This window comes from Mycobacterium sp. 663a-19 (assembly GCF_035616495.1).
Classification (GTDB): domain Bacteria; phylum Actinomycetota; class Actinomycetes; order Mycobacteriales; family Mycobacteriaceae; genus Mycobacterium.
The window spans coordinates 13,939-26,225 of sequence record NZ_JAPJAV010000010.1 but is presented as its reverse complement, the minus strand read 5'-3'; the positions used below and the strand labels follow the sequence as shown (position 1 = coordinate 26,225).

The window sequence follows — 12,287 nt, the reverse complement described above, 5'->3', positions numbered from 1 at the left end:
AATGAAGCTGGAATTGGAGGCAAAACCATGACTACGAAACAGGCCGGTGCGGCCCCCGCCCTCGCGGACCAGTTCAAGAATCCGGCGTACTCGGCGTACTTCGTCCTGCGCGCGGTGTTCACGATCGCGCCGATCGTGATGGGGCTGGACAAGTTCTTCAACCTGCTGACCCATCCGCATCACTGGAGCATGTATCTGGCCTCGTGGATCGACAATCTGGTGCCGGGCACGGCCGATCAGCTCATGTACGCGGTGGGCGTGATCGAGATCGTGGCCGGGGTGATCGTGGCGGTCGCGCCGCGGTTCGGCGCCTGGGTGGTCGCGGCCTGGCTGGCCGGCATCATCGTCGACCTGGTCACCGGGCCCGGCTTCTACGACGTGGCGTTGCGCGACTTCGGGTTGCTGGTCGGCGCCGTCGCGCTGGGCCTGCTGGCACAGGGCGTGCACAGCGGCAGCATCACTCGCCGCTGAGGCGACGGGCTCGGCGGGTCACACCCCGCGCAGGTAGCGCCGGGCGATGACCCGCTGGGCCACCGACACCAGCGGCCCGGCGGCCCTGCTCCACCAGGTCGCGGGCCGGGAGAACGCCGACACCTCCGCGAACACCGCGGAGGTGCCCGGGTCGTAGCGCACCACGAAGCGTTCCTCGCCGGACTCCGGATGCCCGGGCAGGGTGCCGTAGGCGAACCCGCGGATGTCCGGCTCGTCGACGACGTACACGACCCGGCACGGCGCGGGCAGGACACCCATTCGCACCACCACCACCGTGTCCACCTCGGCGACCTCCGAGCTGGCCCGCACCCGCACGCCGGCCCCGCGCTGCATGCCCCAGCGCATGACCGCGTCGGCGGCCCGCTCGAAACGCTGCCGGCCCGTGCCGATCTGGCGCTCGGTGTGCAGGTGCCCGTATCCCGCGGGCGGCGGGCCGGCGGCGGTCGCGCCCACCTCCGAATACGTCAGCGGAAGTCCTTCCAGCGCTTCAAGGTCCACGCCCTCAGCGTACGGTCGTACTCGTGACTAGCCAGACTCCTGCCCAAGCATCCGGAACGTTCACCCTCGGCGGCGACCTGACCGTCAACCGCCTCGGTTTCGGCGCCATGCGCCTGACGGGCGACGGCGTGTGGGGCCCGCCCGCCGACCGCGACGAATGCGTGCGGGTGTTGCGGCGCGCCGTCGAACTCGGCGTGAACTTCATCGACACCGCGGACTCGTACGGGCCCTACATGTCCGAGGACATCATCCGCGAGGCGCTGCACCCCTACGACGGCGTGGTGATCGCGACCAAGGCGGGGCTGCTGCGCACCGGCCCGGACATCTGGATCCCGCTGGGCAATCCGAGCTACCTTCGCCAGGAATGCGAGATGAGCCTGCGCCGCCTGGGCGTCGACACCATCGACCTGTTCCAGCTGCACCGCATCGACCGCAACTTCCCGCTGGCCGACCAGGTGGGCGAGCTGCTCGCGCTGAAGAACGAGGGCAAGATCCGCCACATCGGCCTGTCGGAGATCGACGTCGACCAACTCAAGGAAGCCCAGCAGATCACGCAGATCGTGTCGGTGCAGAACATGTACAACCTGACGTCGCGCGGCGCCGAGCCGCTGCTGGATTTCGCGGCCGGCCAGGGCATCGGCTTCATCCCGTGGTTCCCGCTGGCCGCCGGGCCGCTGGCCGCCCCGGACGGCCCGCTGCAACGCATCGCCGGCGAGCACGACGCGACGCCGTCGCAACTGGCGCTGGCCTGGCTGCTGAAACGGTCGCCGGTGATGTTGCCGATCCCGGGCACGTCGAAGGTGGCGCACCTGGAGGAGAACGTCGCCGCCGCCGAGATCACGCTGAGTGACGAGGAGTTCGAAAGCCTGTCGGCGGCCGGGGGTCAGCAGACGGTCTGAGGCCTGGATACGGTGTCCGGGTGACCAGCGAACAGGCCCGGCACCCCGGCGGTGGGTTCAATCCGCCGGAACCGACGACCAAGGGCGGGCCCGACTACGGCCGGTTCATCGACGCCGTGCGCCGGCTGCAGGATCACGCCCGCGCCGTCGACGCGCCCGACGAGGTGATCACCGAGGCCGCGAACCAGCTGGAGAAGGTGTCGGCGCTGCTGAGCCCGTTCGACAGCGACGAATGGCAGGCGCCGTCGGGCCGCCGGATGGACCTGCCGATGCGCGGCAACATCCTGACCATCCCGATGTCGGCGCGTAAGGGTGACGACGGCCGGATCCACGGCTGGGCCCGCTTCGCCCGATTTCACCTGGGCCGCAACGGCGCCGTGCACGGCGGGGCGCTCGGCTTGCTGTTCGACACGGTGCTCGGGCTGACGTCCGTGGTGGCCACCGGCGGCCGCCGTCAGCGCACCGCCTACCTCAAGATCGACTACCGCCACATCGTGCCGATCGAGAAGGAACTACAGATCGACGCCGGAGTGGATCGGGTCCAGGGCCGCAAGATCTTCGTGTCGGGGCGGCTCAGCGACGGCGACACCCTGCTGACCGAGGCCGACGCGCTGTTCGTGCGGCTCAAGCCTGGCCAGCCCTGAGGCGGCCTCTTGAGGCGGCCTGGCCCCGATAGCATGGCTTCGTTATCGGAAGGCCGATCACCTCACCAGACCCTGGAGACCCAACGCGATGAGCGCCCCCGCAAACCCCGCCCCGGCAGGCCCGATCCGGGTGCCCGCCGGGACGACCGCGGCCGCCGCGGTCGCCGAGGCGGGGTTGCCGCGCCGCGGCACGCCCGACGCGATCGTGGTGGTGCGCGACGCCGAGGGAAAGCTGCGCGACCTGAGCTGGACGCCCGGCGCCGACGCCGAGGTGATCCCGGTGGCGGCCAACACCGATGAGGGCCGCAGCGTCATCCGGCATTCGACCGCGCACGTGCTGGCCCAGGCCGTGCAGGACATGTTCCCGCACGCCAAGTTGGGCATCGGGCCGCCCATCACCGACGGCTTCTACTACGACTTCGACGTGGCCGAGCCGTTCACGCCGGAGGACCTGGCGGCGCTGGAGAAGCGGATGCGCCAGATCGTCAAGGAGGGGCAGCTCTTCGACCGGCGGGTCTATGAGTCCAAGGAGCAGGCCCGCCGGGAGTTGGCCGGCGAGCCGTACAAGCTGGAACTCGTCGACGACAAGTCCGGCGACCCCGACGTGATGGAGGTCGGCGGCGACGAGCTCACCGCCTACGACAACCTCAATCCCCGTACCCGGCAACGGGTTTGGGGCGACCTGTGCCGCGGCCCGCACATCCCCACCACCAAGCACATCCCCGCGTTCAAGCTGACCAGAAGCTCCGCGGCCTACTGGCGCGGCGACCAGCAGAACGCCAGCCTGCAGCGCATCTACGGCACCGCGTGGGAGTCGCAGGAGGCGCTCGACCGTCACCTGGAGCTGATCGAGGAGGCCCAGCGCCGCGATCACCGAAAGCTGGGCGCCGAGCTGGACCTGTTCAGCTTTCCCGACGAAATCGGTTCCGGCCTGGCGGTTTTCCACCCCCGGGGCGGCGTCGTGCGCCGGGAGCTGGAGGAGTACTCGCGGCGCAAGCACATCGAGGCCGGCTACGAGTTCGTCAGCACCCCGCACATCACCAAGGCGCAGCTGTTCCACACGTCGGGTCACCTGGACTGGTACGCCGACGGCATGTTCCCGCCGATGCACCTCGACGCCGAATACAACGACGACGGCAGCGTGCGCAAGCCGGGTCAGGACTACTACCTCAAGCCGATGAACTGCCCGATGCACACGCTGATCTTCGCGTCGCGCGGGCGTTCCTATCGCGAGCTTCCGTTGCGGCTCTTCGAGTTCGGCACGGTGTACCGCTACGAGAAGTCCGGCGTGGTGCACGGCCTGACCCGGGCGCGCGGGTTCACCATGGACGACGCGCACATCTTCTGCACCCGCGAGCAGCTGCACGACGAGCTGGCGTCGCTGCTGCGGTTCGTGCTCGAGTTGCTCGGCGACTACGGGCTGGAGGACTTCTATCTGGAGCTGTCCACCCGGGACCCCGACAAATTCGTCGGCTCCGAACAGGTGTGGGAGGAGGCCACCGCCACGCTGGCCGACGTCGCCCGCGAGTCCGGCCTGGACCTGGTGCCCGACCCCGGCGGCGCCGCGTTCTACGGCCCGAAGATCTCGGTGCAGGCCCGCGACGCGCTGGGCCGCAGCTGGCAGATGTCCACCATCCAGGTGGATTTCAACTTCCCCGAGCGCTTCGAGCTGGAGTACACCGCCCCCGACGGGGCCCGCCGGCGCCCGGTGATGATTCACCGCGCGCTGTTCGGGTCGATCGAGCGGTTCTTCGGCATCCTCACCGAGCACTACGCGGGGGCGTTCCCGGCGTGGCTGGCGCCCGTCCAGGTGGTCGGCATCCCGGTCGCCGACGAGCACGTCGCCTACCTGGAAGGCGTTGCCGCCCAACTGAAGTCGCACGGGGTGCGGGTCGAGGTGGACGGCAGCGACGACCGGATGGCCAAGAAGATCGTGCACCACACCGGCCAGCGGGTGCCGTTCATGCTGCTGGCCGGCGACCGCGACGTGGCCGCCGAGGCGGTGAGCTTCCGCTTCGGCGACCGCACGCAGATCAACGGCGTGCCCCGCGACAGCGCGGTCGACGCCATCGTCAAGTGGATAGCCGACCGCGAGAACGCCGCTCCCACAGCCGAACTGGTGAAAGTGGTCGGCAATGAGTGACGAGAAGCGCGCCGAGCGCGCCGACAACACCATCCTCGACAGGGGCGTCGGCCAAAGCGATCACCTGCAGCGGCTGTGGACGCCGTACCGGATGACCTACCTGGCCGAGTCGCCGATGAAGCGCGACGACTCCGGCGCCGAGCAGCCGTTCAGCGACATCCCGCGACTGCCCGACGAGGACGGCCTGGTGGTCGCCCGGGGCGAGCTCGTCTACGCCGTGCTGAACCTGTACCCGTACAACCCCGGGCACCTGATGGTGGTGCCGTATCGGCGGGTCTCCGAGCTCGAGGACCTGACCGAGGCGGAGAGCGCGGAGCTGATGGCGTTCACGCAGAAGGCCATTCGCGTCATCAAGAGCGTCTCGCGCCCGCACGGCTTCAACGTCGGGATGAACCTGGGCACCTCGGCGGGCGGGTCGCTGGCCGAGCACCTGCACGTCCACGTCGTCCCGCGGTGGGGCGGCGACGCGAACTTCATCACCATCGTCGGTGGCGCCAAGGTGATCCCGCAGCTGTTGCGCGAGACCCGCCAGCTGCTGGCCACGGAGTGGGCGCGGCAAGACTCATGAGGCGCTGATGAGCAAGGTGCACTTCCTGTCCCGCGCGGCGTTCACGCGGATCAGCACGCCGGTGGCCAGGGCCTGCCTGCGGATGGGCCTGACGCCGGACGCCGTCACCGTCCTGGGCACCCTCGTCGCCGTCGCCGGCGCGCTCACGCTTTTCCCGATGGGCAAGTTGTTCGCCGGCACGCTGGTCGTCTGGTTCTTCGTCCTGTTCGACATGCTCGACGGCGCGATGGCCCGCGAGCGGGGCGGCGGCACCCGGTTCGGCGCGGTGCTCGACGCGACGTGCGACCGCATCAGCGACGGCGCGGTGTTCTGCGGGCTGCTGTGGTGGGTCGCCTTCGGCCTGCACGACAAGCTGCTGGCGGTCGCGACGTTGATCTGCCTGGTCACCTCGCAGGTGATCTCCTACCTCAAGGCCCGGGCCGAAGCCAGCGGGCTGCGCGGCGGCGGCGGCCTCATCGAACGGCCGGAACGGCTGATCATCGTGCTGGTCGGCGCCGGCCTGTCGGACCTGCCGGGGTACCCGTTGCCGTGGGCGCTGCCGGTCGCGATGTGGCTGCTGGCCGCGGCCAGCCTCGTCACCTGCGGGCAGCGGCTGCACACGGCGCGGACCTCGCCGGGAGCGACCGACCCCATGCCTGCCGGGACGAGCGAGCCGTGATCCCGGGCCTGAACGCGATCGGGGCGCACGCGACCGACTGGGCGTACGCGGCCGGCTGGATGGCGGTGCGCGCGATGCCGGAATTCGCCGCGCGCACCGCATTCGACACCGGGGCGCGCTACGCGGCCCGCCGCGGCGGGCCGCAGCAGCTGCGCAAGAACCTGGCGCGCGTCATCGGCGTGGCCCCGGCCGACGTGCCCGCCGAGCTGATGCGCGCGTCGCTGGCCTCCTACGGCCGCTACTGGCGGGAGGCGTTCCGGCTGCCGTCGATGGACCACGCCGCGCTGGCGCGGCAGCTGGACGAGGCGTTCCAAGGAACCGAGAACCTGGAAAAGGCGCTGGCCGCGGGCCGCGGGGTGGTGCTGGCCCTGCCGCACAGCGGAAACTGGGATATGGCCGGAGTGTGGCTGGCCCAGACGCACGGCACCTTCACCACCGTCGCCGAGAGGCTCGAACCCGAGTCCCTCTACCGGCGGTTCATCGGCTACCGCGAAGGCCTCGGCTTCGAGGTGCTGCCGCTGTCGGGCGGCGACCGGCCCCCGTTCGAGGTGCTGTGCGAGCGGCTGCGGGACAACCGGGCGGTGTGCCTGATGGCCGAGCGCGACCTCACCCGCAGCGGTGTCGAGGTCGACTTCTTCGGCGAGGCCACCCGGATGCCGGCCGGGCCGGCCAAGCTCGCGATCGCGACCGGCGCCGCCCTGCTGCCGGTGCACTGCTGGTTCGAGGACCGGGGTTGGGGCTTCTCGATCCATCCGCCGCTGGATTGCGGCAGCGGCGACGTGCGCGTCATCACCCAGGCGCTGGCCGACAAGTTCGCCGAGGGCATCGCCGCCCACCCGGCGGACTGGCACATGCTGCAGCCGCAATGGCTGGCCGACCTGTCCGACGCCCGGCGGGCCCGGCTGAGGGACGCCTGATGCGGATCGGGATGGTCTGCCCCTACTCGTTCGACGTGCCGGGCGGGGTGCAGTCGCACGTCTTGCAGCTCGCCAAGGTGATGCGCTCCCGCGGGCACGAGGTCAGCGTGCTGGCGCCGGCCTCGCCGCACGTGTCGCTGCCCGACTACGTCGTCTCCGCCGGCCGGGCCATCCCGATCCCGTACAACGGGTCGGTGGCGCGGCTGCAGTTCAGCCCGGCGGTGCACGGCAGGGTCCGAAAGTGGCTCGCCCAGGGCGAATTCGACGTGCTGCACCTGCACGAGCCGAACGCGCCCAGCCTGTCGATGTGGGCGCTGCGGGTCGCCGAGGGCCCGATCGTGGCGACCTTTCACACCTCGACCACCAAGTCGCTGACGCTGTCGGTCTTTCAGGGCGTGCTGCGGCCCTGGCACGAGAAGATCGTCGGCCGGATCGCGGTGTCCGACCTGGCGCGGCGCTGGCAGATGGAGGCGCTGGGCTCCGACGCGGTGGAGATCCCCAACGGGGTCGACGTCGCCTCGCTCGCCTCGGCGGCGCCGCTGGACGGGTATCCGCGCCCGGGCAAGACGGTGCTGTTCCTGGGCCGCTACGACGAGCCGCGCAAGGGCATGTCGGTGCTGCTCGACGCGCTGCCCAGGGTGGTGGAGCGTTTTCCCGACGTGCAGCTGCTGATCGTCGGGCACGGCGACGAGGACGAATTGCGGGAGCGGGCGGGCGAATTGGCCGGGCACATCCGCCTGCTCGGGCTGGTGGACGACGCCGGCAAGGCCGCGGCCATGCGCAGCGCCGACGTCTACTGCGCGCCCAACACCGGCGGCGAGAGCTTCGGCATCGTGCTGGTGGAGGCGATGGCCGCCGGCACCCCGGTGGTGGCCAGCGACCTCGACGCGTTCCGCCGGGTGCTGCGTGACGGCGAGGTCGGCAGCCTGGTGCCGGTGGGCGAGCCGGGCGCGCTGGCCGACGCGCTGATCGAGGTGCTGGACAACGACGTGCTGCGGCAGCGCTACGTGGCGGCCGCCGCCGACGCGGTCCGCCGCTACGACTGGTCGGTGGTGGCCAGCCAGATCATGCGGGTCTACGAGACGGTCGCCGGGTCGGGCGCCAAGGTCCAGGTGGCCAGCTGATGATCTGGCTCACCGCCGCCGTCGTCGCGCTGGTCGTGGTGCTGGCGGTGTTCGGCGCCTGGGCATTTCAGACGGCCAACCGGCTGGACCGGTTGAACGTCCGCTACGACCTGTCCTGGCAGGCGCTGGACGGCGCGCTGGCGCGGCGCGCGGTGGTGGCGCGCGCCGTCGCGATCGACGCCTACGGCGGCGCGCCGGAGGGCAAGCGGTTGGCCGTCCTGGCCGACGCGGCCGAGCGCGCGCCGCGGCAGGCGCGCGAGAACGCCGAGAACGAGCTGTCGGCCGCGCTGGCGATGGTGGACCCGGCGGCGCTGCCGGCGGGCCTGATCGCCGAGCTGGCCGACGCCGAGGCCCGCCTGCTGCTGGCCCGCCGCTTCCACAACGACGCGGTGCGCGACACCCTCGCGCTGGCCGAGCGGCGCCTGGTGCGTGCCCTGCGGCTCGGTGGAACGGCCGCGCTGCCAAGCTATTTCGAGATCGTCGAACGCTCGCACGGGTTGGCCCACGGCGATCACGGCGCGCTCAACCACCGCACCTCGGCGCGGGTGGTGTTGCTCGACGAGACCGGCGCGGTGCTGCTGCTGTGCGGTTCGGATCCGGCGAACCCCGGATTTCCCGACGGGGCCGCGCCGAGGTGGTGGTTCACCGTGGGCGGCGAGGTGCGCCCCGGCGAGCGGCTGGCCGAGGCCGCCGCGCGGGAGCTGGCCGAGGAAACCGGCCTGCGGGTGGCCGCGGCCGACATGGTCGGGCCCGTCTGGCGGCGCGACGAGGTGTTCGAGTTCAACGGCACCCTGATCGACAGCGAGGAGTTCTACCTGGTGTGCCGCACGCGGCGGTTCGAGCCGTCGCTGGCGGGCCGCACCGAGCTGGAACGCCGCTACATCCACGGCGCCCGCTGGTGTGACGCCGGCGAGATCGCGCGGCTGACCGCGGCCGGCGAGCAGGTGTACCCGCTGCAGCTGGGCGAGCTGCTGCCCGCGGCCATCCGGCTCGCCGACGACGCCCACGCCCCCGGCGTGCTCGAGTCGATCCGCTGAACGGGGACGACGAGCGAAACTCGCTTGTCGCGCACCACTAGAGTGGAGGCGCAATGGACAAACAGAGCAAGCCAGTGGAGTCGAACCAGACCGGGACCGCGCGGGTCAAGCGCGGCATGGCGGAGATGCTCAAGGGCGGCGTCATCATGGACGTCGTCACCCCGGAGCAGGCCCGCATCGCCGAGGGCGCCGGCGCCGTCGCGGTGATGGCGCTGGAACGCGTGCCCGCCGACATCCGCGCCCAGGGCGGGGTGTCGCGGATGAGCGACCCCGACATCATCGAGGCCATCATCTCCGCCGTCACCATCCCCGTGATGGCCAAGGCGCGCATCGGGCATTTCGTCGAGGCGCAGATCCTGCAGAGCCTCGGCGTCGACTACATCGACGAGTCGGAGGTGCTGACGCCCGCCGACTACACCCACCACATCGACAAGTGGAAGTTCACCGTGCCGTTCGTGTGCGGGGCGACCAACCTCGGTGAGGCCCTGCGGCGCATCAACGAGGGCGCGGCCATGATCCGGTCCAAGGGCGAAGCCGGCACCGGCGACGTCTCCAACGCGACAACGCACATGCGGGCCATCGGCGGCGAGATCCGCCGGCTGACGTCGTTGTCCGAGGACGAATTGTTCGTCGCCGCAAAGGAATTGCAAGCCCCCTACGAACTCGTCGTCGAAGTGGCCCGGGCGGGCAAGCTGCCGGTCACGCTGTTCACCGCGGGCGGCATCGCCACCCCCGCCGACGCGGCGATGATGATGCAGCTCGGCGCCGAGGGCGTGTTCGTGGGCTCGGGCATCTTCAAGTCCGGCGCTCCCGAGCACCGCGCCGCCGCGATCGTCAAGGCCACCACGTTCTACGACGACCCCGACGTGCTCGCCAAGGTGTCGCGCGGGCTGGGCGAGCCGATGGTCGGCATCAACGTCGAGCAGATCGCGCAGCCGCATCGCCTGGCCGAACGCGGCTGGTAAAAACATTCCGTGGCGATCGAAGAGATCCTTGATCTCGAGCAGCTCGAGGTCAACATCTACCGCGGCAGCGTATTCAGCCCGAAGTCCGGGTTCTTGCACCGCACTTTCGGCGGTCATGTCGCCGGCCAGTCGTTGGTCTCGGCGGTGCGCACCGTCGACCCGCACTACCAGGTCCACTCGCTGCACGGTTACTTCCTGCGGCCCGGGGATGCCAAGGCGCGCACGGTCTTCATCGTCGAGCGCACCCGCGACGGCGGCTCGTTTGCCACCAGGCGCGTCAACGCCATCCAGCACGGGGAAATCATTTTCAACATGGGGGCGTCCTTCCAGACCGACCAGGACGGGATTCACCACCAAGACGCCATGCCGGCCGCGCCGCCACCCGACGGGCTGCCCGGCCTGAACTCGATCAAGGTCTTCGACGACGCCGGGTTCAAGCAGTTCGAGGAGTGGGACGTCTGCATCGTGCCGCGCGATCGTCTGCAACTGTCGCCGGGCAAGGCCGCCCAGCAGCAGGTGTGGTTTCGCCACCGGGACCCGTTGCCCGACGATCCGGTGCTGCATATCTGCGCGCTGGCCTACATGAGCGATCTGACGCTGCTGGGCTCGGCCCAGGTCACCCACCTCGACGTGCGCGAGCACCTGCAGGTGGCGTCGCTGGACCACGCGATGTGGTTCATGCGGGCGTTCCGGGCCGACGAGTGGCTGCTGTATGACCAGTCGTCGCCGTCGGCCAGCGGCGGCCGCTCGCTGTGCCAGGGCAAGATCTTCACCCAGACCGGCGAGATGGTCGCGGCGGTCATGCAGGAGGGGCTGACCCGCTACAAGCGCGGATACCGGCCCGCCGAATCGTGAGCCCCCCGAAGATCGGCGTGCTGGCGCTGCAGGGCGACACCCGCGAGCACCTCGCCGCGCTGCGCGAAGCCGGCGCCGACTCGATGCCGGTGCGCCGCCGCGGCGAGCTCGACGCGGTCGACGGGCTGGTCATCCCCGGCGGGGAGTCCACCACCATGAGCCACCTGCTGGGAGACCTCGGCCTGCTCGAGCCGTTGCGGGCGCGGCTGGCCGACGGCCTTCCGGCCTACGGCGCGTGCGCGGGCATGATCCTGCTGGCCAGCGAGATCCTCGACGCCGGCGCCGGTGGCCGTCGGGCGCTGCCGCTGCGCGCGATCGATATGACGGTGCGGCGCAACGCCTTTGGGCGGCAGGTCGACTCGTTCGAGGGCGACATCGAGTTCGCGGGCCTCGACGGCCCGGTGCGCGCGGTGTTCATCCGCGCCCCGTGGGTCGAGCGGGCCGGCGACGGGGTGCAGGTGCTGGCCCGGGCCGCGGGGCACATCGTCGCGGTGCGCCAGGGCCCGATGCTGGCGACGGCGTTCCACCCCGAGATGACCGGCGACCGGCGCATCCACCGGTTGTTCGTCGACATCGTCAACGGGGAGGTCTGACGGCCTCCGCCGACTGTGGGGGCTATGGACGAATCCAGGCGGATCACGTGCGTAGGGCCCACACTCGGCGCCCACGTAGACTCGTCTGGCGACTTTCCAGAGATAGAAGAGGTGCAGCACACCCATGAGCGGCCATTCCAAGTGGGCCACCACCAAGCACAAGAAGGCCGTCGTCGACGCCCGCCGCGGCAAGATGTTCGCCCGGTTGATCAAGAACATCGAGGTCGCCGCCCGCGTCGGCGGCGGCGACCCGGCGGGCAACCCCACGCTGTACGACGCCATCCAGAAGGCGAAGAAGAGCTCGGTGCCCAACGACAACATCGAGAAGGCCCGCAAGCGCGGCGCCGGCGAGGAAGCCGGCGGCGCGGACTGGCAGACCATCACCTACGAGGGGTATGCGCCCAACGGCGTGGCGGTGCTTGTCGAGTGCCTGACCGACAACCGCAACCGCGCGGCCAGCGAGGTGCGGGTGGCGATGACGCGCAACGGCGGTACCATGGCCGACCCGGGATCGGTGGCCTACCTTTTCACCCGCAAGGGCGTGGTCACCCTCGAGAAGGACGGCCTGACCGAAGACGACCTGCTGGCCGCGGTGCTCGACGCCGGCGCGGAGGACGTCAACGACCTGGGCGACAGCTTCGAGATCATCACCGAGCCCACGGACCTGGTCGCCGTGCGAACCGCCTTGCAGGAGGCCGGGATTGACTACGACTCCGCCGAGGCGGGGTTTTTGCCGTCGGTGACCGTTCCCCTCGATGCCGACGGCGCGCAGAAGGTCATGCGGCTCGTCGACGCCCTCGAGGACAGCGACGACGTGCAGGACGTCTACACCAACGCCGACATCCCCGACGAGATCCTGGCCCAGATCGAAGAGTGAGCGGCCCAGCCGGTTAG

Annotated in this window: 13 protein-coding genes and 1 pseudogene; 13 read left to right on the top strand and 1 reads right to left on the bottom strand. The window is 70.6% G+C overall.

Annotation, left to right across the window (positions count from 1 at the left end; genetic code table 11):
* Window positions 1-27: 27 nt before the first annotated feature.
* A complete protein-coding gene (locus OQ968_RS17925; protein ID WP_324680286.1) occupies window positions 28-471 on the top strand; it encodes a DoxX family membrane protein in 444 nt (147 codons plus the stop codon).
* Between the two features lie 18 nt (window positions 472-489).
* On the opposite strand, the gene OQ968_RS17920 is transcribed toward OQ968_RS17925, so the two are convergent.
* The gene (locus OQ968_RS17920; protein ID WP_324680284.1) at window positions 490-990 is read right to left on the bottom strand and encodes a DUF1990 domain-containing protein; all 501 of its coding nucleotides are present in this window, start codon (window positions 988-990) and stop codon (window positions 490-492) included.
* A 23-nt stretch (window positions 991-1,013) separates the two neighbouring features.
* On the opposite strand from OQ968_RS17920, the gene OQ968_RS17915 reads away from it, so the two are divergent.
* The 12 genes and pseudogenes from OQ968_RS17915 (at window position 1,014) to OQ968_RS17860 (ending at window position 12,270) form a co-directional block, all read left to right on the top strand.
* Window positions 1,014-1,889, top strand: a complete 876-nt coding sequence (locus OQ968_RS17915; RefSeq protein ID WP_324680283.1) for an aldo/keto reductase — start codon at window positions 1,014-1,016, stop codon at window positions 1,887-1,889.
* Window positions 1,890-1,909: 20 nt separating this feature from the next.
* Window positions 1,910-2,533, top strand: a complete 624-nt coding sequence (locus tag OQ968_RS17910; protein WP_324680280.1) for a PaaI family thioesterase — start codon at window positions 1,910-1,912, stop codon at window positions 2,531-2,533.
* Window positions 2,534-2,621: 88 nt separating this feature from the next.
* Window positions 2,622-4,676: a threonine--tRNA ligase gene (thrS, locus tag OQ968_RS17905; RefSeq protein ID WP_324680278.1), complete on the top strand. Its 2,055-nt coding sequence runs from the start codon at window positions 2,622-2,624 to the stop codon at window positions 4,674-4,676.
* On the top strand, window positions 4,669-5,244 hold the full coding sequence (locus OQ968_RS17900; RefSeq protein WP_324680276.1) for an HIT domain-containing protein: 576 nt from the start codon (window positions 4,669-4,671) through the stop codon (window positions 5,242-5,244). Before thrS ends, OQ968_RS17900 begins: the two co-directional genes overlap by 8 nt.
* A gap of 7 nt (window positions 5,245-5,251) precedes the next feature.
* Window positions 5,252-5,900: pseudogene (gene pgsA / locus OQ968_RS17895) on the top strand (phosphatidylinositol phosphate synthase); the annotation flags it as partial.
* A complete protein-coding gene (locus OQ968_RS17890) occupies window positions 5,899-6,819 on the top strand; it encodes a phosphatidylinositol mannoside acyltransferase (protein ID WP_324680272.1) in 921 nt (306 codons plus the stop codon). The pseudogene pgsA and the gene OQ968_RS17890, both read left to right, overlap by 2 nt.
* The gene (locus OQ968_RS17885; RefSeq protein ID WP_324680270.1) at window positions 6,819-7,943 is read left to right on the top strand and encodes a glycosyltransferase family 4 protein; all 1,125 of its coding nucleotides are present in this window, start codon (window positions 6,819-6,821) and stop codon (window positions 7,941-7,943) included. The genes OQ968_RS17890 and OQ968_RS17885 overlap by 1 nt, the downstream gene beginning before the upstream one ends.
* Complete coding sequence (locus OQ968_RS17880; protein ID WP_324680268.1) at window positions 7,943-8,980, top strand: NUDIX hydrolase; 1,038 nt, start codon at window positions 7,943-7,945, stop codon at window positions 8,978-8,980. Before OQ968_RS17885 ends, OQ968_RS17880 begins: the two co-directional genes overlap by 1 nt.
* A 53-nt stretch (window positions 8,981-9,033) precedes the next feature.
* Complete coding sequence (gene pdxS / locus OQ968_RS17875; protein WP_324680266.1) at window positions 9,034-9,945, top strand: pyridoxal 5'-phosphate synthase lyase subunit PdxS; 912 nt, start codon at window positions 9,034-9,036, stop codon at window positions 9,943-9,945.
* A gap of 9 nt (window positions 9,946-9,954) precedes the next feature.
* Window positions 9,955-10,800, top strand: coding sequence for an acyl-CoA thioesterase II (tesB, locus tag OQ968_RS17870; RefSeq protein ID WP_324680265.1), 846 nt, complete (start codon window positions 9,955-9,957; stop codon window positions 10,798-10,800).
* Window positions 10,797-11,393: a pyridoxal 5'-phosphate synthase glutaminase subunit PdxT gene (gene pdxT, locus OQ968_RS17865; protein WP_324680264.1), complete on the top strand. Its 597-nt coding sequence runs from the start codon at window positions 10,797-10,799 to the stop codon at window positions 11,391-11,393. Before tesB ends, pdxT begins: the two co-directional genes overlap by 4 nt.
* 124 nt (window positions 11,394-11,517) lie before the next feature.
* Window positions 11,518-12,270, top strand: a complete 753-nt coding sequence (locus OQ968_RS17860) for a YebC/PmpR family DNA-binding transcriptional regulator (protein ID WP_324680262.1) — start codon at window positions 11,518-11,520, stop codon at window positions 12,268-12,270.
* Window positions 12,271-12,287 lie beyond the last annotated feature (17 nt).